Here is a 19,083-nt window from a genome sequence, read left to right as displayed (position 1 = left end):
AAACGCCCCGAACCAGTCGGGGCGTCAGATGTGCAGCGTTGCGGTTAGCTTTTTATTCGGTCCGCAACGGCTGATGTCTCAAGCGAAGCAGATCAGTGGAACTGTTCTTCTTCGGTCGAACCGGTCAGTGCGGTTACCGAAGACGAGCCACCCTGGATCACGGTGGTCATGTCGTCGAAGTAGCCGGTGCCCACTTCCTGCTGGTGAGCCACGAAGGTGTAGCCCTTGGCGGCGTCGGCGAATTCCTGTTCTTGCAGCTTCACGTAGGCAGTCATGTCGTTGCGGGCGTAGTCGTGCGCCAGGTTGAACATGCTGTGCCACATGTTGTGAATGCCGGCCAGGGTGATGAACTGGTGCTTGTAACCCATGGCGGACAGTTCGCGCTGGAACTTGGCGATGGTCGCGTCGTCCAGGTTTTTCTTCCAGTTGAAGGAAGGCGAGCAGTTGTACGACAGCAGTTGGTCCGGGTATTCCTTCTTGATCGCTTCAGCGAAGCGACGGGCTTCTTCCAGGTCCGGCTTGGCGGTTTCACACCAGATCAGGTCGGCGTACGGCGCGTAGGCCAGGCCGCGAGCGATGGCCTGGTCCAGACCGGCGCGAACCTTGTAGAAACCTTCCTGGGTACGTTCGCCAGTCACGAATGGCTGGTCGTACGGGTCGCAGTCGGAAGTCAGCAGGTCAGCGGCGTTGGCGTCGGTACGGGCCAGGATGATGGTCGGAGTACCGGCAACGTCAGCCGCCAGACGGGCAGCGGTCAGCTTCTGTACGGCTTCCTGGGTAGGAACCAGTACCTTGCCGCCCATGTGGCCGCATTTCTTCACGGAAGCCAGCTGGTCTTCGAAGTGAACGCCGGCGGCGCCTGCTTCGATCATGCTCTTCATCAGTTCGTAAGCGTTCAGTACGCCGCCGAAACCGGCTTCAGCATCAGCCACGATAGGTGCGAAGTAGTCGATGTAGCCAGCGTCGCCCGGGTTCTTGCCGGCTTTCCACTGGATCTGGTCTGCACGACGGAACGCGTTGTTGATGCGCTTGACCACGGTTGGAACCGAGTCCACCGGGTACAGCGACTGGTCCGGGTACATCGATTCGGCGGAGTTGTTGTCCGCAGCCACTTGCCAGCCCGACAGGTAGATCGCCTGGATACCGGCTTTGACTTGTTGTACAGCCTGGCCGCCAGTCAGGGCGCCCATGCAGTTGACGAAATCTTTCTCAGGACGGAAGGCCGGCTTGGCACCCTGGGTGACCAGGTTCCACAGCTTCTCGGCGCCCATTTTTGCAAAGGTGTGCTCAGGTTGAACCGAGCCACGCAGGCGGACGACGTCAGCAGCGGAGTAAGTGCGTGTCACGCCTTTCCAGCGCGGGTTTTCAGCCCAGTCTTTTTCGAGGGCTGCAATTTGCTGTTCGCGTGTCAGTGCCATGGGAGATAAACCTCGTCGCGTCTTTATGAAAAGTTGTTCTGCGGTGGAAAATTCCTGCGCTCGCTGACCAGAGGCTTAAGCGGTCAAGTCGGATTCGGCGGGGAGGGCGACGGGATGAACGATCGGCTCGAGGGGAAGTGAGCAGGTAAAGGCGAACTGCGGGCGCATTCGGGCGTCGTGGGCCTTGGTACGAACATCAGTGTGCTGCCGGGTTACCTAATTACGCTTCCGTCCCTCGGGACAACTTCGTTCCAGTCGACAACCTCGTCAAACACACCTTGTGGGCGGTACAGACACGAAGCGGTTCGCGGGGGTAGGTTGCGAACATCGCCTCGAAGGCCCTTGCCAGGGCCCCTGATTAGCGGGAGCGAGGCCATCATGCCTTCGCTTTTTTGGCTCGTCAAACGTTTTGTAGTGCTTTTTTTCGAGCACTACATCTTTGGTCTAATACGACTCGGCAGTCAGTTTTTGGTGCTTTAGTCCAGGGTGTCGACTTTAACCCGCAAAGTCATGTCGTTGCGACTCTGGGTCGAGTAGCTGCGGGTCAGGCCCTGTTTATCGGCCTGTGTCTGGCCATTGACCCCGGCCAGCAGGATCCACTCACCGAGGTGGCCGGTGACGGTTGTGTCGGTGCTTTGGATGTTCACTACATCGGGACGTTCCTGGCTCATGCGGTCACGGTTGGTACTGATCGACAGGTGAACGATGTCGCCAGTGACGTTTGCGGTGACGTAGAAACCCTGGGTGACATTGCGATACTCGGTCTGGCTGCTGTAGCCGCCATAGGAATCGCTCTGGCTGCTGGTGATCGGCACGCTCTGGCCGACCTGGATCAGTGCCGGTGCGCCTTCACTGGCCTGCACCTGCTGAATGCCGCCGTCGCGGCTGTCGGTGCTGTAGTTGATGATGCGGGTCTGGCCTGGCTTGGCGCCGTTCACCGCATAACCCTGGTCACCCTGAAAGTTGTTGTCGCTGGTGTCGACGGTGATCAGCAGCCGCTTGGGTGCCGTATCGAGTTGCGAAAGAAGGGCTTTAAGTTCGTCGATCTTGCGCTGATCGGCGTTGACAATCAGTTGGCTGCCGTAGGCGCTGACCTGGCCTTCCTTGCCGACGAAATCCTGCGCTACCGGCAGCAGGTCGGCGCTGGTGTGGTATTTGAGGGGGATGATTTCTGTGGCTGCCATCACCGAAAAACTGCAGCCGAGCAGTAGGGTAGTGAGCAGGGTGCGTAGGGACATGTCCGTTATCTCCGCGTTCTAAAGGCTTGATGTTGCCACTTTGTCGGGCCGGGGTTTGTAGGAGCGAGCTTGCTCGCGATGGGCGTGAACGATAATGCTGGAAGTCTGACACCCCGCGGCGTTCTCTCGACCATCGCGAGCAAGCTCGCTCCTACAAACAGGTGTATGTGTTGATACTGCCAGTTTGTCGGCCCGGGGTGGGGTAAGTTGAATCGTAGACAGCAAAACGCCCCGACATCCGAAGATGACGGGGCGTTTTGTGGTGTTCGTTCTGGCCTCTTCGCGAGCAAGCCCGCACATTGTTTCTGCGTCATGTGCAGATCAGTGTGGGAGCGAGCCTGCTCGCGAAAGGTGCGCCTCGGTATCAGGCCGAGTGTCGCACCATGTCCACATGCGGAATCCCGGCTTCCAGGAACTCCTCGCTGACCATGTTGAAGCCCAGGCGCTCATAGAACGCTGTGGCTTGCACTTGGGCACTGAGCATCTGCTGCTTCAGGCCGCGCTCTTCGGCTTCGCCAATCACCGCTTGCATCAGCGCGTCGCCGACCTTCAGACCGCGCCAGTCCTTGAGCACCGACACTCGGCCGATGTGGCCATCGGGCAGCAAGCGAGCGGTGCCAATCGGAAAGTCGCCTTCGAACGCGAGGAAATGCACGGCGGTTGCATCGTCGGCATCCCATTCCAGTTCAGGTGGAACGCACTGCTCGGCGACGAACACCGTTTCACGAATGCGCCGGATCTCGGCGTTGTCCTTCTGCCAGTCTGCGACACGTACGTGAATCTTATTCATCGGCGAACCCCAGGCTTCCTTGCTTGACCAGTTCACACAGCAGGCCGCGGCCGTCTTCATCGCTCAGCCATTCGCCGAGGTTGTCGGCGTGCAGCGCGTCGGCGGCGCAGATCATCTTCAGCAGTTCGCGCAGTTTGCCCGGCAGATAACGGCTCTGGCCGCTGGCGAACAGCAGCAGGTCGTCGTCAACTTCGGACCATGCCAGGCGTGCGCTCGGGTTGCGAATCAGGATCGCGCCTTGTTCCAGTTCGCTCATGACGTCTTCTTCTTCGACGTCTTCCGGGCCTACCACCAGTTCCGGGTAGCGTGGCTCGGTCATGAACTGGCCGAACCAGGTCAGCAGCAGGCGCTCGTCGCTCATGTGTTCGGCCAGCAGGCCTTTCAAGCGGTCGAGTGCGTCGCGCTGGATCTGGTGAGGGTCGGCTGTCGGCACAGCGTCGGCGTCGGTATAGCGTTCTTCGTCCGACAGGAACTGGCTGAGGAAGTCGGTGAAGTGGGTCAGTACTTCAGCGGCGCTCGGCGCGCGGAAGCCGACCGAGTAGGTCATGCAGTCATCGACGGCGACGCCGCAGTGTGCCAGGCGTGGCGGCAGGTAGAGCATGTCACCCGGTTCCAGCACCCATTCGTCGGTGGCTTCGAAGTCAGCGAGGATGCGCAGGTCGGCGTGGGCCAGCAGCGGGCTTTCGGTGTTGCACATCTGGCCGATCTTCCAGTTGCGCTTGCCGTGGCCTTGCAGCAGGAACACGTCGTAGTTGTCGAAGTGCGGACCAACGCTGCCACCCGGTGCGGCATAGCTGATCATCACGTCGTCGATGCGCCAGCTCGGCAGAAAACGGAAGTTTTCCAGCAGTTCGCTGACTTCCGGCACGAATTGATCCACGGCCTGCACCAGCAGGGTCCATTCGCGCTCCGGCAATTTGCTGAATTCGTCTTCGGCGAACGGACCGCGACGCAATTCCCAAGGGCGCTCGCCGTGCTCGATGATCAGGCGCGATTCGACTTCTTCTTCCAGCGCCAGGCCGGCCAATTCGTCGGCGTCGATCGGGCTTTCGAAATCAGGAATCGCCTGACGGATCAACAGCGGCTTTTTCTGCCAGTAGTCGCGCAGGAATTCCCGTGCCGTGATGCCGCCCAGAAGTTGAAGAGGAGTATCAGGATTCATGTGTAACCTATTGAAAAAATGCACTTTTCAGACGGGAATAAAAACGCCCGGCGCTGCCGGGCGTCTTAAAAGGGTCTAGCGTTCGATCAGATGCGTTTGGCTTGTGCTACAGCGTTACCGATGTAGTTGGCCGGGGTAAGGAGTTTCAGCTCGGCCTTGGCGGCAGCTGGCATGTCCAGGCCGTCGATGAAAGTCTGCAGCGCTTCAGGGCTGATGCCCTTGCCGCGGGTCAGTTCTTTCAGCTTTTCATACGGGTTTTCGATGTTGTAGCGACGCATCACGGTCTGGATCGGCTCGGCCAATACTTCCCAGCAAGCGTCCAGGTCAGCGGCAATCTTCTGCTCGTTGAGCTCCAGTTTGCTGATGCCTTTGAGGCTGGCTTCGTACGCGATCACGCTGTGGGCGAAGCCGACACCGAGGTTGCGCAGCACGGTGGAGTCGGTCAGGTCGCGCTGCCAGCGGGAGATTGGCAGCTTGCTCGCCAGGTGCTGGAACAGCGCGTTGGCGATGCCCAGGTTGCCTTCGGAGTTCTCGAAGTCGATCGGGTTGACCTTGTGCGGCATGGTCGACGAACCGATTTCGCCAGCGATGGTGCGCTGTTTGAAATAACCCAGGGAGATGTAGCCCCAGATGTCGCGGTCGAAGTCGATCAGGATGGTGTTGAAGCGTGCGATCGCGTCGAACAGCTCGGCAATGTAGTCGTGGGGTTCGATCTGCGTGGTGTACGGATTGAAGCCCAGGCCCAGTTCGTCTTCGATGAAGGCGCGGGCGTTGGCTTCCCAGTCGATCTCAGGGTAAGCCGACAGGTGTGCGTTGTAGTTGCCGACAGCGCCGTTGATCTTGCCCAGCAGCGGAACGGCAGCGACCTGGGCGATCTGACGCTCCAGGCGGTAAACCACGTTTGCCAGTTCTTTGCCCAGGGTGGTCGGCGAGGCCGGTTGACCGTGGGTACGCGACAGCATCGGCACGTCGGCGAAGCGGATGGCCAGTTCGCGGATGGCGTTGGCGGTCTGGCGCATCAGCGGCAGCATCACGTCATCACGGCCTTCGCGCAGCATCAGGGCGTGGGACAGGTTGTTGATGTCCTCGCTGGTGCAGGCAAAGTGGATGAACTCACTGACCTTGGCCAGTTCCGGCAGCTTGGCCGCTTGCTCTTTGAGCAGGTATTCGATGGCCTTGACGTCGTGGTTGGTGGTGCGCTCGATCTCTTTGACGCGCTCGGCGTGCTCCAGAGAGAAGTTTTCCGCCAGGGTATTGAGCACGGCGTTGGCTTCGGCGGAGAACGCCGGCACTTCGCTGATGGCAGGATGAGCGGCCAGGCGCTGGAGCCAGCGCACTTCAACCAGGACGCGGGCACGGATCAGGCCGTACTCGCTGAAAATTGGGCGCAGGGCCTGGGTTTTGCCGGCGTAGCGGCCGTCAACAGGGGAAACCGCAGTGAGCGAAGAGAGCTGCATGGGGTGTTCTCGGACAGTCGGGCAACGAAATGGGGCGCGTATCATACATGAAAAAATCCGCCGGTCCGTCGCCAACTGACCGGCGTATTACGCGTATTGCTAAGTTCGTTTCTGTCGATGCGGGTTATTCGTTACGCATCAATGGGTAAAGCTCTTTCAGCAATTTGCGGCGGCTGATCACCAGCTGCCAGCGATGACCGCCCAACTGCCGCCACAGGCGCGCCGAACGAATGCCGGCCAACAGCAGGGCGCGAATTTTCGAGGCGTTGCTCGGTTGTTGCAGGTTGCGCATGTCGCCGTGCACCTGGATGCGTTGGCGCAGGGTGCTCAGGGTGTCCTGATACAGCGCGCCGCACGCGGCGATCACGTTTTCGTGCGCCGGGCCGAAGTGTTCGACCTGGGATTGAATCTGTGGCAGGCGTAAACCGATCACGTCGAGCATGTCGTCACGCTTTGCCAGTTGACGCTCAAGACCGAGCATGGCCAGGGCGTAGCGCAGCGGCTCGCGCTGCAGGGCGCTTGGGTCGCGTTCGAGGGCGCCGATCAGGGCGCGATAACCTTCGCGCAGGTTGATGTCATCGCCGCCATAGACTTCCAGAGTGTCCTTGGGGTCGCGAATCAGCAGGCTACCGAGCATGCAGGTCAGGCCTGCTTCGTTGGTCTGGCCGGTCTTGGCAATCCTGTCCACCAGCACGGCGGCGAGAAACACGCCGCCCAGTGCGGTCAATTGCTCCTGAATGGGGCTCATTGTTGCTCGCCTTTAGGAGTGTCCTTGCTGGTCCATGGCTCAGCCACTTCAATCACGCCGCCGCCGAGGCAGACTTCACCGTCGTAGAACACCACTGACTGGCCCGGAGTGACCGCGCGTTGCGGATCATCGAAGGTTGCGCGATAACCCGTGGCGGTCTTTTCCAGGGTGCAGGGCTGGTCGCTTTGACGATATCGCACTTTGGCGGTCAGCTTGCGCGGCTGGCTCAGATCGATCGGGTTGACCCAGTAGATATCGGAAGCGAGCAGGGCGCGGGAGAACAGCCACGGGTGATCGTTGCCCTGGCCAACGATCAGCTCGTTGTGTTCCAGGTCCTTGATCAGCACGTACCACGGCTCATCGCTGGCATCTTTCAGCCCGCCAATGCCCAGGCCCTGGCGCTGGCCGATGGTGTGATACATCAGGCCGTGGTGACGGCCGATGATTTCGCCTTCGGTGGTCTTGATCTCGCCCGGTTGCGCCGGCAGGTACTGCTTGAGGAAGTCGCTGAAACGGCGCTCGCCGATGAAGCAGATCCCGGTGGAGTCCTTTTTCTTCGCGGTCGCCAGCTCGTATTTCTCGGCGATGGCGCGCACTTGCGGTTTTTCCAGCTCGCCGACCGGGAACAGGGTCTTGGCGATCTGTTCGCCGCCGACGGCGTGCAGGAAGTAGCTCTGGTCCTTGTTCGGGTCCAGGCCCTTGAGCAGTTCGGTGCGGCCATCGATGTCACGGCGACGCACGTAGTGACCGGTGGCGATCAGGTCGGCGCCGAGCATCATGGCGTAGTCGAGGAACGCCTTGAACTTGATTTCGCGGTTGCACAGGATGTCCGGGTTCGGCGTGCGTCCGGCCTTGTATTCGGCCAGGAAATGCTCGAACACGTTGTCCCAGTATTCGGCGGCGAAGTTGGCGGTGTGCAGCTTGATGCCAATCTTGTCGCACACGGCCTGGGCGTCCGCCAGGTCATCCATGGCGGTGCAGTATTCGGTTCCGTCGTCTTCTTCCCAGTTCTTCATGAACAGGCCTTCCACCTCATAACCCTGCTCGATCAGCAGGAGGGCGGAAACGGAAGAGTCCACGCCGCCGGACATGCCGACGATGACGCGCTTCTTTTGTGTCAGAAGGGGCTGGATCACGCATAGGGATTCAATGAGTGTCTTGAAAAAGGACGCGATTCTAACAGGCTGGAGCCCGCAAGGCTAAAGAGAAGGACGGATCAATTCGAGGCCGAAGTGTTTGCCGTCCAGATAATCATCGATACAGCGGATGATCAGCTCGCTGCGCCAATTGTCGCGCTGCTCGATTAATTCTTCGCGGGTCAACCACTTGGCGCCGACGATGCCGTCGTCCAGTTGATAATCCGCGTGGTGTTTGATCGCTTTGGCGATGAAGCAGACCCGTTGATAGGTCACGCCGTTGCTCGGGGCGGTGTAGAGATAAATGCCCAGTACGCCGGTTGGTTCGACGTCCCAGCCGGTTTCCTCGAGGGTCTCGCGCACGGCGGCTTCGGTCAGGGTTTCATGCGGGTCCAGATGGCCGGCGGGCTGATTGAGCACCACGCGCCCGTGCTTGAGTTCTTCGACCATCAGGAAGCGGCCGTTGTCTTCGACGATGGTGGCGACGGTGATGTGGGGTTTCCAGTCCATATGGTTTCCTCGGTTTTCAGTGTTGAAATACAGTCAAATGTGGGAGCGGGCTTGCTCGCGAAAGCGGTGGGTCATTCAACATCGATGTTGAATGATAAACCGCATTCGCGAGCAAGCCCGCTCCCACATGGTGTGTGTGAGGTCTGAAAACACAAACCCCGGCACAGGGCCGGGGTTTGTGATGTTCCCTTACAACCTTAAACCAGCGCAGCTACGGCCGCGTTGAAGGTTGCGCTTGGGCGCATGGCCTTGCTGATCAGCTCGGCGTCGGCGTGGTAGTAACCGCCGATGTCCACTGGCTTGCCCTGGACTGCGTTGAGCTCGGCAACGATGGTCGCCTCGTTCTCGGTCAGGGTCTTGGCCAGGGTCGCGAACTGCGCTTGCAGTGCAGTGTCTTCGGTCTGGGCAGCCAGGGCTTGAGCCCAGTACAGCGCCAGGTAGAAGTGGCTGCCGCGGTTGTCGATGTTGCCGACTTTGCGCGATGGCGACTTGTTGTTGTCCAGGAACTGGCCGGTGGCCTGGTCCAGGGTCTTGGCCAGAACCAGCGCCTTTGGATTGTTGTAGGTCACGCCCAGGTGTTCCAGGGACGCGGCCAGGGCCAGGAATTCACCCAGCGAATCCCAGCGCAGGAAGTTTTCTTCCAGCAACTGCTGGACGTGCTTCGGAGCCGAACCGCCGGCGCCGGTTTCGAACAGGCCGCCGCCGTTCATCAGCGGCACGATCGACAGCATCTTGGCGCTGGTGCCCAGTTCCATGATCGGGAACAGGTCGGTCAGGTAATCGCGCAGTACGTTGCCGGTCACCGAGATGGTGTCCTTGCCTTCGCGGGTGCGCTGCAGGGTGTACTTCATGGCGTCGACCGGCGACATGATCTGGATGTCCAGGCCGGCAGTGTCGTGATCCTTCAGGTAAGCCTGAACTTTCTCGATCACCACGCCATCGTGGGCGCGCATCGGGTCCAGCCAGAAAATCGCTGGAGTGCTGCTGGCGCGAGCGCGGTTGACGGCCAGTTTGACCCAGTCCTGGATCGGCGCGTCTTTGGTCTGGCACATGCGGAAGATGTCGCCGGCTTCAACCGACTGCTCCAGCAGCAGGTTGCCCTTGCTGTCGGTGACGCGAACAACGCCGTCAGCCTTGATCTGGAAAGTCTTGTCGTGGGAGCCGTACTCTTCGGCTTTCTTCGCCATCAGGCCAACGTTTGGCACGCTGCCCATGGTGGTTGGGTCGAACGCGCCATTGGCTTTGCAGTCTTCGATCACTGCCTGGTAGATGGTGGCGTAGCAGCGATCCGGGATCACGGCCTTGGTGTCGTGCAGCTGGCCGTCGGTGCCCCACATCTTGCCGGAGTCACGGATCATGGCCGGCATCGAGGCGTCGACGATCACGTCGCTCGGCACGTGCAGGTTGGTGATGCCTTTGTCGGAGTTGACCATCGCCAGGGAAGGGCGAACGGCGTAGACCGCCTGGATGTCAGCTTCGATGGCGGCTTGTTGCTCGGCAGGCAATGCCTTGATGCGAGCGTACAGGTCGCCGATGCCGTTGTTCAGATTGAAGCCGATCTGTGCCAGCACTTCAGCGTGCTTGGCCAGTGCGTCCTTATAGAACTCGGCGACGATCTGGCCGAACATGATCGGGTCGGAGACCTTCATCATGGTGGCTTTCAGGTGAACCGACAGCAGCACGCCTTGTGCCTTGGCGTCTTCGATCTCGGCGGCGATGAAGCTGCGCAGGGCGTTTTTGCTCATGACCGCGCAATCGAGGATCTCACCGGCTTGTACGGTGGTCTTTTCTTTCAGGACGGTGGCGGTGCCGTCCTGGGCGATCAGTTCGATTTTCACGGCGTCAGCGGCGTCGATCAGGGCGGCTTTTTCGCTGCCGTAGAAATCGCCGGTGCTCATGTGCGCGACGTGGGACTTGGAGTCCTTGGCCCAGGCGCCCATTTTGTGCGGGTGCTTGCGTGCGTAGTTCTTGACCGACAGCGGAGCGCGGCGGTCGGAGTTGCCTTCACGCAGAACCGGGTTCACGGCGCTGCCCTTGACCTTGTCGTAGCGCGCCTTGGCTTCTTTGTCGGCGTCGCAGGTCACGGTTTCCGGGTAGTCCGGCAGGTTGTAGCCCTGGGCTTGCAGTTCTTTGATCGCGGCTTGCAGCTGTGGAACCGAGGCACTGATGTTCGGCAGCTTGATGATGTTGGCTTCAGGCGTAACGGCCAGGGCGCCCAGTTCGGCGAGGTGGTCGGCTACGGCTTTGTCGCCCAGTTGCTCGGGGAAGCTGGCCAGGATGCGCCCTGCAAGAGAGATATCGCGGGTTTCAACGGCGATATCGGCCGAAGCGGTGTAGGCCTCGATGATAGGCAACAGAGAATAGGTGGCGAGGGCTGGGGCTTCGTCGGTGAAGGTATAGATGATCTTCGAGCGGGTGGGCATATTCGGATTAACTCTCTCTTCTTTGCTAAAGCGTGCGCAGAAACTCGAGGGCGCCGGGTAAGCGCGTTCGTTCAAAGTCATCCATGAGCCGAATATCGAGGTTTCGTTGCTGTGATGTTGGGTGCATCAGTAGGGTGTCAAGCAGCCGGGCTGCGGTAACAGACCGGCTTTGGGCGGAAACACTCGTCGCTTTTCATCAAGCGGCAGGCTGCTCGGCCCGTCGTGACCCTTTAGTCAGCGGCGGCATTATACATAGGTAGCTGGCAATCTGCCGATGGTTCATACGCAACGAATGTCGTCCATTGGTCTAAAGGTCGCAGGGGGCGGCAGGGCGTAAGGTCGTTCGTCGTGCTTGAGTTTGGCGCTTTTCCCTTTGCTTTCAGGCTTGTAGCTCGCGAGATGCAAGGCTTTGCGGCAGATGGACGGAACATAGGGTTTGCGCGCCGATTCAACTGGGTTACGCTCGAACCAAGCCAGATGTTCAATCCAATCGATGGAGTTCAGCATGGGTTACAAGAAGATTCAGGTTCCAGCCGTCGGCGACAAAATCACCGTCAATGCAGACCATTCTCTCAATGTTCCTAATAACCCGATCATCCCCTTCATCGAAGGCGACGGCATTGGTGTCGACATCAGCCCGGTCATGATCAAGGTTGTCGATGCTGCTGTTAAGAAGGCCTACGGTGGCGAGCGCAAGATTTCCTGGATGGAAGTGTACGCCGGGGAGAAAGCGACTCAGGTTTACGATCAGGACACCTGGCTGCCTCAGGAAACCCTGGACGCGGTCAAGGATTACGTGGTTTCCATCAAGGGCCCGCTGACCACCCCGGTCGGTGGCGGCATCCGTTCCCTGAACGTGGCCCTGCGTCAGCAACTCGACCTGTACGTCTGCCTGCGCCCGGTGCGCTGGTTCGAAGGCGTGCCTAGCCCGGTCAAGAAGCCAGGCGATGTCGACATGACCATCTTCCGCGAGAACTCCGAAGACATCTACGCCGGCATCGAGTGGAAGGCCGGTACGCCGGAAGCCACCAAGGTCATCAAGTTCCTCAAGGAAGAAATGGGTGTTACCAAGATCCGTTTCGACGAGAACTGCGGTATCGGCGTCAAGCCGGTGTCCCTGCAAGGCACCAAGCGTCTGGCGCGCAAGGCCCTGCAATATGTGGTCGACAATGATCGCGATTCGCTGACCATCGTGCACAAAGGCAACATCATGAAGTTCACCGAAGGTGCCTTCAAGGAATGGGCCTACGAAGTGGCGGCTGAAGAGTTCGGCGCGACCCTGCTCGACGGCGGTCCGTGGATGCAGTTCAAGAACCCTAAAACCGGCAAGAACGTTGTCGTCAAGGATGCCATCGCCGACGCCATGCTCCAGCAGATCCTGCTGCGCCCGGCCGAGTACGATGTCATCGCCACCCTGAACCTGAACGGCGACTACCTCTCCGACGCCCTGGCGGCGGAAGTGGGAGGTATCGGTATCGCGCCGGGTGCCAACCTGTCCGATACCGTGGCCATGTTCGAAGCCACTCACGGTACGGCACCGAAGTATGCAGGCAAGGACCAGGTCAACCCGGGTTCGCTGATCCTGTCCGCCGAAATGATGCTGCGCCACATGGGCTGGACCGAAGCAGCCGACCTGATCATCAAGGGCACCAACGGGGCGATTTCCGCCAAGACCGTGACCTATGACTTCGAGCGTCTGATGGAAGGCGCGAAACTGGTGTCGTCTTCCGGTTTCGGTGATGCGCTGATCTCGCACATGTAAGAAAACGCAGGCATAAAAAACTGCCTGATTCAAGCATTTGAGTCAGGCGGTTTTTTTGCGGGATGGTGGTGGGGGCTTATGCCGTAACGGTCTGTTGCACTGGGGATGTCGTCGCTTTCGAAGCATCCACCGGGTTGCCGATGTTGATCGCGTGCAGGCCTTTGGGGCCCTGGATGATGTCGAATACCACAGCTTGCCCGGCTTTCAGGGTTTTATAACCTTCCATCTGGATGGCGGAGTAGTGGGCAAACAGGTCTTCTGTCTTGCCATCCTCAATGATGAAACCGTAACCCTTGGCATTGTTGAACCATTTGACCTTGCCACTGACCTTGCCGCCTGACATGCCCATATCCCTCTGCAACAGACTCCATCACTGGAGTATCATCCAGTACATCCGCAGTCGAATCTGTAAATAAGATTGACTCCGCGGACCTTTTTTACCCACTGTGGGCTCTATTGGTTGTAACACCGTTTTGCCGATAGTCAAGCTGACCAGGCAGTCGGAGTTGAAAACGCTGATAGCCGTCCCCACCACTGTATTTGAACCACTGACGAACCTTTCTTTCCATGCATGCAATCAGCCAGATTCGACTAACATTCAATCAGGATCACCCTGATTTACACGACGACGATTCCACAGGCATTGCTGTTCAGGAGGCAAAGCCTGCACTACAGGCGCCGCCGATGTACAAGGTGGTTTTGTTCAATGATGACTACACACCGATGGATTTCGTCGTCGAAGTGCTCGAGGTGTTTTTTAACCTGAATCGCGAGCTGGCGACCAAGGTCATGCTGGCCGTCCATACTGAAGGACGGGCAGTATGTGGAGTGTTTACCCGCGACATCGCCGAGACCAAGGCCATGCAGGTCAACCAGTACGCCAGGGAAAGCCAGCATCCGCTACTCTGTGAAATCGAGAAGGACGGTTAATCGCCGGACACTTGGGTATGAGGTGAAGCTATGTTAAACCGCGAGCTCGAAGTCACCCTCAATCTTGCCTTCAAGTAGGCCCGTTCGAAGCGTCATGAATTCATGACCGTCGAGCATCTCCTGCTGGCCCTATTGGACAATGAGGCTGCCGCCACCGTTTTGCGTGCCTGCGGCGCAAACCTCGACAAACTGAAGCACGACCTGCAGGAGTTCATCGACTCCACCACGCCATTGATCCCCGTGCATGACGAGGATCGCGAAACCCAGCCAACCCTGGGCTTCCAGCGTGTACTGCAGCGTGCTGTGTTTCACGTACAGAGCTCGGGCAAACGCGAAGTGACTGGTGCCAACGTGCTGGTCGCGATCTTCAGTGAGCAAGAGAGTCAGGCAGTGTTCCTGCTGAAACAGCAGAGCGTTGCCCGTATAGATGTCGTCAACTACATCGCCCATGGCATTTCCAAGGTGCCGGGGCATGGCGATCATTCTGAAGGTGAGCAAGATATGCAGGACGACGAGGGTGGTGAGTCTTCTTCCTCGGGCAATCCCCTGGATGCTTATGCCAGCAACCTCAATGAGCTGGCGCGCCAGGGTCGTATTGATCCGTTGGTGGGGCGAGAGCTGGAAGTCGAGCGTGTCGCGCAGATCCTGGCGCGTCGTCGCAAAAACAATCCGCTGCTGGTGGGCGAGGCGGGCGTGGGTAAAACCGCGATTGCCGAAGGCCTGGCCAAGCGCATTGTCGACAACCAGGTGCCGGACCTGCTGGCCAACAGCGTTGTTTATTCCCTCGATCTTGGCGCTCTGCTCGCGGGCACCAAGTATCGTGGTGATTTCGAGAAACGCTTCAAGGCGTTGCTCAATGAACTGAAAAAACGTCCGCAGGCGATCCTGTTCATCGACGAGATCCATACCATCATCGGTGCGGGTGCCGCGTCCGGTGGCGTCATGGATGCCTCGAACCTGCTCAAGCCGCTGCTGTCCTCGGGTGATATCCGTTGCATCGGTTCGACCACCTTCCAGGAATTCCGCGGCATTTTCGAGAAGGACCGTGCTTTGGCCCGGCGCTTCCAGAAGGTCGATGTGTCGGAGCCTTCGGTGGAAGACACCATCGGCATCCTGCGCGGCCTGAAAGGGCGTTTCGAGCTGCATCACAATATCGAATACAGTGATGAAGCCCTACGCGCCGCCGCCGAGCTGGCTTCGCGCTATATCAATGACCGACACATGCCGGACAAGGCGATCGATGTGATCGACGAGGCGGGTGCCTACCAGCGCCTGCAACCGGTCGAGATGCGCGTCAAGCGTATCGAAGTGCCTCAGGTCGAGGACATTGTCGCGAAAATCGCGCGGATTCCGCCCAAGCACGTCACCAGTTCCGACAAGGAGCTGTTGCGTAACCTCGAGCGTGACCTGAAGTTGACAGTATTTGGTCAGGATGCCGCGATCGACTCGCTGGCAACCGCGATCAAGCTGTCCCGTGCCGGCCTCAAGTCCCCTGACAAGCCTGTCGGTTCGTTCCTGTTCGCAGGGCCTACCGGTGTCGGTAAAACCGAAGCGGCGCGTCAGTTGGCCAAGGCGCTGGGTGTCGAGTTGATTCGTTTCGACATGTCCGAGTACATGGAGCGCCACACCGTATCGCGTCTGATCGGTGCGCCTCCAGGTTATGTCGGGTTCGATCAGGGCGGTCTGCTCACAGAAGCCATCACCAAGCAGCCACACTGCGTGCTGTTGCTCGATGAGATCGAGAAGGCGCATCCGGAAGTCTTCAACCTGCTGTTGCAGGTCATGGATCACGGTACGTTGACCGATAACAACGGGCGCAAGGCGGATTTCCGTAACGTTATCGTCATCATGACGACCAACGCCGGTGCCGAGACTGCAGCTCGCGCTTCGATCGGTTTCACCTATCAGGATCACTCCTCTGATGCGATGGAAGTGATCAAGAAGAGCTTCACGCCGGAATTCCGCAACCGCCTGGACACCATCATCCAGTTTGGTCGCCTCAGCCATGAGGTCATCAAGAGCGTGGTGGACAAGTTCCTTACCGAGCTTCAGGCACAGCTGGAAGACAAGCGAGTGTTACTGGAGGTCACCGATGCGGCTCGCAGCTGGCTCGCCGAAGGTGGCTACGACGCAGCGATGGGTGCTCGTCCAATGGCGCGCCTGATCCAGGACAAGATCAAGCGTCCGCTGGCGGAGGAGATTCTCTTTGGCGAACTGGCCGAACATGGCGGTGTGGTGCACATCGACATCAAGGACGGCGAACTGACCTTCGAGTTCGAGACCACGGCCGAGATGGCCTGACGTTCAAAAGCAAAACAGAAAGGCGCCGAGAGGCGCCTTTCTGCTGCCTGTTGACCGGTATATCTGCTGTCTGTAGGAGCAGTCGGTCGACGCTCGACTGCTCGCGATGGTCGTCAACGATGACGCGGGAAGTCTGGTTTCACGTGGCGTCCTCCGGATTTTCGCGAGCAGGCTCGCTCCTACAAGGGGGCAAATTGCAGGCAAACAAAAACGCCCGGCATGAGCCGGGCGTCTTGTATTGACTTGCTTAGCGAGCGGGCCCTATCACTGTAGGAGCGAGCTTGCTCGCGATGGTCGTCAACGATGATGCGGGGAGTCTGACTTGACGCGGCGCCCTCAGGTTTTTCGCGAGCAAGCTCGCTCCTGCCTTAGCGCGCGCGGTAAGTGATGCGCCCTTTGCTCAAGTCATAGGGAGTCAGCTCTACGCGCACTTTGTCGCCGGTAAGAATACGGATGTAGTTCTTGCGCATCTTGCCGGAGATGTGCGCGGTTACGACGTGCCCATTTTCCAACTCCACACGAAACATGGTGTTGGGCAGGGTGTCGACGACAGTGCCTTCCATTTCGAAGCTGTCTTCTTTCGACATGCAGTAAAGCCCTCGGTGTCCAATGAATGGCCCGGTGCAACTGCGCCAGGCAAAAGCGGCGTGCATTGTGCCCGAAAAGTGGGGTTTAAGCCAAGGGGTTTAGGGCCGGCTCTAGTTTAGAACCACCCAGCGCTGATTAATCAGCAATTCAATGGGGCGATATTGAGTCTTGTAGTTCATTTTTTTGCAGTTTTTGATCCAGTAGCCGAGGTAAACCGCCTCCAGCCCAAGCCGGCTGGCCTCGGCGATTTGCCAGAGGATTGCGTAGCGCCCAAGGCTGCGACGCTCTTCGGCAGGCTCGTAGAAGGTGTAGACCGCCGAAAGACCGTTCGGCAGTAAATCGGTGACGGCGACGGCCAGCAGCCGTCCGTTCAGGCGGAACTCATAAAAACGTGAAAACGGCAGGTCCCGCACGAGGAATGTCGAAAACTGGTCGCGACTTGGCGGGTACATATCGCCATCGGCGTGACGCTGTTCGATATAGCGCTGGTAAAGGTTGAAGTACTCTTCGTTGAAGCCGGGCTTGGCCGGACGCACCTGCAAATCCGCGTTGCGCTTGAAAATGCGTTTCTGTTGCCGGTTGGGCGTGAACTGCCCCACGGGAATGCGCGCCGGAACGCACGCATTGCAGTTCTGGCAATGCGGCCGGTAGAGATGATCGCCACTGCGACGAAACCCCATCTCTGACAGGTCTGCATAGACATGCACATCCATGGGCTGGCTAGGGTCGAGGAACAGGGTTGTGGCCTGCTCATCGGGCAGATAACTGCAAGAGTGCGGCTGAGTGGCATAGAACTTCAAGCGCGCCAACTCGGTCATGATCAACCCTCGGGATAATGCTTTTGATTAAGTGTAAGCCACACGCGCAAAAGTCGCTCAGCAAACCCAATTGGCGCTGCTGGGCTGGTCCAGATACTGCGCAAGGTAACGGGCAAAGTCACGGCGGGGAATCGCTCGTGCTCCGAGGCTGTGCAGGTGATCAGTGGGCATCTGGCAATCGATCAATACAAAACCCGAGTCTTTCAGGTGTCGAACCAGTGTGGCAAAGCCGAATTTCGAGGCGTTGTCGACGCGGCTGAACATGGACTCACCGAAAAACAACCGGCCCATCGCCAGGCCATACAACCCGCCGACCAGTTCGTCCCCGTCCCACACTTCCACCGAGTGCGCGTGACCGCGCCTGTGCAGTTCGATGTAGGCATCTTGCATCGCCTCAGTGATCCAGGTGCCGTCGGCATAATCCCGGGGGGCGGCACAGGCGCGGATGACGGCGGCAAAATCCGCGTCGAAGGTCACTTGATAGCGTTGCTGGCGCAGCAGTTTGTTCAGGCTGCGCGAGACGTGCAGTTCGTCGGGAAACAAAACCGTGCGCGGGTCCGGAGACCACCAAAGGATCGGCTGGCCTTCGGAGAACCATGGGAAGCAGCCATGGCGATAAGCCGAGACCAGCCGATCGGCGGACAGATCGCCGCCGGCAGCCAGGAGCCCGTTGGGGTCGCGCATGGCCTTTTCCAGCGGCGGGAAATGCAAGGTGTTGCGTTGTAACCAAGTCAGCATGGCATCCGGGCTTGCAGAAGGGGAGGGCAGTGGTGGTGTTGGCTCGCTATAAAGTTTGCCTTCAAACGGCGGGAATGTCGTCGAGGTATTTTTCAGCGTCCAGTGCCGCCATGCAACCGGCCCCGGCAGACGTAACGGCCTGGCGATAGACGTGGTCGGCCACGTCGCCGGCGGCAAACACGCCTGCTATCGCCGTGGCGGTGGCATCGCCTTCGCTGCCACCCTTGACCAACAGATACCCGTTTCGCATTTTCAGTTGTCCGGTGAACAGGTCGGTGTTGGGCTTGTGGCCGATGGCGATGAACACCCCGGCCAGTGGCAGTTCCCTGGTTTCGCCGGTGTGGCTGTCCCGCAGGCGGGCGCCGGTCACGCCACTGGCATCGCCAAGCACTTCGTCCAGATTCTGGTTCCAGTGCAAACGGATATTGCCATTGGCGGCCTTTTCGAAGAGTTTATCCTGGAGGATTTTCTCCGAGCGCAGTTTGTCGCGCCGATGGATCAGGTGCACTTCTTTGGCAATGTTCGACAGGTATAACGCTTCTTCGACCGCCGTGTTGCCGCCACCGACCACCGCAACCACCTGGTTGCGATAGAAGAAGCCATCACAAGTCGCGCACGCTGAAACCCCTTTGCCGGCAAACGCTTCTTCCGACGGCAGGCCCAGATATTGCGCAGAAGCGCCGGTGGCAATGATCAGCGCGTCGCAGGTGTAAGCTCCGCCATCGCCGATCAGTTCTAATGGCCGTTGTTGCAACTTGGCCGTATGGATGTGGTCGTAAACGATCTCGGTGGCAAAGCGTTCGGCGTGTTTTTGCATGCGCTCCATCAGGACCGGCCCGGTCAGGCCTTCGACGTCACCTGGCCAGTTATCGACTTCGACGGTGGTGGTGAGCTGGCCACCTGCCTGTATGCCGGTAATGACAACGGGCTTGAGGTTGGCGCGGGCGGCATAAACGGCTGCGCTGTAACCGGCAGGGCCGGAGCCCAGGATAATCAGGCGGGAATGCTTCGCTTCGCTCATAAAAACACCTCATAAGCCTTTGTCACAAAAGAGAATGCATGCT

Annotated in this window: 17 protein-coding genes and 1 pseudogene; 3 read left to right on the top strand and 15 right to left on the bottom strand. The window is 59.1% G+C overall.

The annotated features are described in order from the left end of the window. Positions 1–92 precede the first annotated feature (92 nt). The 10 genes from aceA to RS887_RS20215 all read right to left on the bottom strand — a co-directional run bounded on the left by aceA (position 93) and on the right by RS887_RS20215 (position 11,389). Positions 93–1,418 (bottom strand): isocitrate lyase, encoded by a 1,326-nt coding sequence (gene aceA, locus RS887_RS20260; protein WP_096510123.1) that lies wholly within the window; start codon positions 1,416–1,418, stop codon positions 93–95. 476 nt (positions 1,419–1,894) lie between these two features. Then, the gene (locus RS887_RS20255; RefSeq protein WP_322616740.1) at positions 1,895–2,656 is read right to left on the bottom strand and encodes a secretin N-terminal domain-containing protein; all 762 of its coding nucleotides are present in this window, start codon (positions 2,654–2,656) and stop codon (positions 1,895–1,897) included. A 364-nt stretch (positions 2,657–3,020) separates the two neighbouring features. Beyond that, entirely contained in the window at positions 3,021–3,446 is a 426-nt protein-coding gene (locus RS887_RS20250) for a GNAT family N-acetyltransferase (protein WP_111287945.1), read from the bottom strand. Beyond that, entirely contained in the window at positions 3,439–4,608 is a 1,170-nt protein-coding gene (locus RS887_RS20245; protein WP_322616739.1) for a cupin domain-containing protein, read from the bottom strand. The genes RS887_RS20250 and RS887_RS20245 overlap by 8 nt, the downstream gene beginning before the upstream one ends. Positions 4,609–4,694: 86 nt before the next feature. Further along, entirely contained in the window at positions 4,695–6,065 is a 1,371-nt protein-coding gene (purB, locus tag RS887_RS20240) for an adenylosuccinate lyase (RefSeq protein WP_007940861.1), read from the bottom strand. Between the two features lie 124 nt (positions 6,066–6,189). Next, complete coding sequence (hflD, locus tag RS887_RS20235; RefSeq protein WP_085718320.1) at positions 6,190–6,813, bottom strand: high frequency lysogenization protein HflD; 624 nt, start codon at positions 6,811–6,813, stop codon at positions 6,190–6,192. Continuing rightward, a complete protein-coding gene (mnmA, locus tag RS887_RS20230; RefSeq protein ID WP_322616828.1) occupies positions 6,810–7,904 on the bottom strand; it encodes a tRNA 2-thiouridine(34) synthase MnmA in 1,095 nt (364 codons plus the stop codon). The genes hflD and mnmA overlap by 4 nt, the downstream gene beginning before the upstream one ends. Positions 7,905–8,012: 108 nt before the next feature. Continuing rightward, positions 8,013–8,459 (bottom strand): NUDIX hydrolase, encoded by a 447-nt coding sequence (locus RS887_RS20225; RefSeq protein ID WP_322616738.1) that lies wholly within the window; start codon positions 8,457–8,459, stop codon positions 8,013–8,015. A gap of 197 nt (positions 8,460–8,656) precedes the next feature. Beyond that, positions 8,657–10,882, bottom strand: coding sequence for an NADP-dependent isocitrate dehydrogenase (locus tag RS887_RS20220; RefSeq protein ID WP_322616737.1), 2,226 nt, complete (start codon positions 10,880–10,882; stop codon positions 8,657–8,659). A gap of 279 nt (positions 10,883–11,161) precedes the next feature. Continuing rightward, positions 11,162–11,389: a hypothetical protein gene (locus tag RS887_RS20215; RefSeq protein ID WP_322616736.1), complete on the bottom strand. Its 228-nt coding sequence runs from the start codon at positions 11,387–11,389 to the stop codon at positions 11,162–11,164. On the opposite strand from RS887_RS20215, the gene icd reads away from it, so the two are divergent. Further along, positions 11,388–12,644, top strand: a complete 1,257-nt coding sequence (gene icd / locus RS887_RS20210; RefSeq protein WP_057399856.1) for an NADP-dependent isocitrate dehydrogenase — start codon at positions 11,388–11,390, stop codon at positions 12,642–12,644. The genes RS887_RS20215 and icd overlap by 2 nt on opposite strands. A 76-nt stretch (positions 12,645–12,720) precedes the next feature. Here icd and cspD read toward each other — a convergent pair whose 3' ends face one another. After that, complete coding sequence (gene cspD / locus RS887_RS20205; RefSeq protein WP_416339984.1) at positions 12,721–12,987, bottom strand: cold shock domain-containing protein CspD; 267 nt, start codon at positions 12,985–12,987, stop codon at positions 12,721–12,723. A gap of 224 nt (positions 12,988–13,211) precedes the next feature. Here cspD and clpS point away from each other — a divergent pair, with 224 nt between their 5' ends. After that, a complete protein-coding gene (gene clpS / locus RS887_RS20200; RefSeq protein WP_033052565.1) occupies positions 13,212–13,574 on the top strand; it encodes an ATP-dependent Clp protease adapter ClpS in 363 nt (120 codons plus the stop codon). Positions 13,575–13,604: 30 nt separating this feature from the next. Next, positions 13,605–15,875: pseudogene (clpA, locus tag RS887_RS20195) on the top strand (ATP-dependent Clp protease ATP-binding subunit ClpA). 368 nt (positions 15,876–16,243) lie between these two features. Here the strand turns inward: clpA and infA are convergent. The 4 genes from infA to trxB all read right to left on the bottom strand — a co-directional run bounded on the left by infA (position 16,244) and on the right by trxB (position 19,040). Continuing rightward, positions 16,244–16,462, bottom strand: coding sequence for a translation initiation factor IF-1 (infA, locus tag RS887_RS20185; protein WP_002553999.1), 219 nt, complete (start codon positions 16,460–16,462; stop codon positions 16,244–16,246). Positions 16,463–16,573: 111 nt separating this feature from the next. Next, the gene (locus tag RS887_RS20180) at positions 16,574–17,281 is read right to left on the bottom strand and encodes an arginyltransferase (RefSeq protein WP_322616734.1); all 708 of its coding nucleotides are present in this window, start codon (positions 17,279–17,281) and stop codon (positions 16,574–16,576) included. Between the two features lie 57 nt (positions 17,282–17,338). Next, positions 17,339–18,019 carry a leucyl/phenylalanyl-tRNA--protein transferase gene (aat, locus tag RS887_RS20175; RefSeq protein WP_322616733.1) on the bottom strand — a complete coding sequence of 227 codons (681 nt, stop codon included), beginning with the start codon at positions 18,017–18,019 and terminating at the stop codon, positions 17,339–17,341. Positions 18,020–18,080: 61 nt separating this feature from the next. Beyond that, positions 18,081–19,040, bottom strand: coding sequence for a thioredoxin-disulfide reductase (gene trxB / locus RS887_RS20170; protein ID WP_322616732.1), 960 nt, complete (start codon positions 19,038–19,040; stop codon positions 18,081–18,083). Positions 19,041–19,083: the final 43 nt, after the last annotated feature.

The sequence above is a fragment of the Pseudomonas sp. BIC9C genome (assembly GCF_034541995.1).
In the GTDB taxonomy this organism is placed as follows: Bacteria; Pseudomonadota; Gammaproteobacteria; order Pseudomonadales; family Pseudomonadaceae; genus Aquipseudomonas; species Aquipseudomonas fluorescens_CC.
This window is presented reverse-complemented; position numbering and strand designations above follow the sequence as displayed.

Coding starts and splice junctions, on each gene's coding strand:
- aceA (WP_096510123.1), bottom strand. CDS start 1,418: ATGGCACTGACACGCGAACAGCAAATTGCAGCCCTCGAAAAAGACTGG.
- RS887_RS20255 (WP_322616740.1), bottom strand. CDS start 2,656: ATGTCCCTACGCACCCTGCTCACTACCCTACTGCTCGGCTGCAGTTTT.
- RS887_RS20250 (WP_111287945.1), bottom strand. CDS start 3,446: ATGAATAAGATTCACGTACGTGTCGCAGACTGGCAGAAGGACAACGCC.
- RS887_RS20245 (WP_322616739.1), bottom strand. CDS start 4,608: ATGAATCCTGATACTCCTCTTCAACTTCTGGGCGGCATCACGGCACGG.
- purB (WP_007940861.1), bottom strand. CDS start 6,065: ATGCAGCTCTCTTCGCTCACTGCGGTTTCCCCTGTTGACGGCCGCTAC.
- hflD (WP_085718320.1), bottom strand. CDS start 6,813: ATGAGCCCCATTCAGGAGCAATTGACCGCACTGGGCGGCGTGTTTCTC.
- mnmA (WP_322616828.1), bottom strand. CDS start 7,904: ATGTCCGGCGGCGTGGACTCTTCCGTTTCCGCCCTCCTGCTGATCGAG.
- RS887_RS20225 (WP_322616738.1), bottom strand. CDS start 8,459: ATGGACTGGAAACCCCACATCACCGTCGCCACCATCGTCGAAGACAAC.
- RS887_RS20220 (WP_322616737.1), bottom strand. CDS start 10,882: ATGCCCACCCGCTCGAAGATCATCTATACCTTCACCGACGAAGCCCCA.
- icd (WP_057399856.1), top strand. CDS start 11,388: ATGGGTTACAAGAAGATTCAGGTTCCAGCCGTCGGCGACAAAATCACC.
- RS887_RS20215 (WP_322616736.1), bottom strand. CDS start 11,389: ATGCTGAACTCCATCGATTGGATTGAACATCTGGCTTGGTTCGAGCGT.
- cspD (WP_416339984.1), bottom strand. CDS start 12,987: ATGTCAGGCGGCAAGGTCAGTGGCAAGGTCAAATGGTTCAACAATGCC.
- clpS (WP_033052565.1), top strand. CDS start 13,212: ATGCATGCAATCAGCCAGATTCGACTAACATTCAATCAGGATCACCCT.
- infA (WP_002553999.1), bottom strand. CDS start 16,462: ATGTCGAAAGAAGACAGCTTCGAAATGGAAGGCACTGTCGTCGACACC.
- RS887_RS20180 (WP_322616734.1), bottom strand. CDS start 17,281: ATGACCGAGTTGGCGCGCTTGAAGTTCTATGCCACTCAGCCGCACTCT.
- aat (WP_322616733.1), bottom strand. CDS start 18,019: ATGCTGACTTGGTTACAACGCAACACCTTGCATTTCCCGCCGCTGGAA.
- trxB (WP_322616732.1), bottom strand. CDS start 19,040: ATGAGCGAAGCGAAGCATTCCCGCCTGATTATCCTGGGCTCCGGCCCT.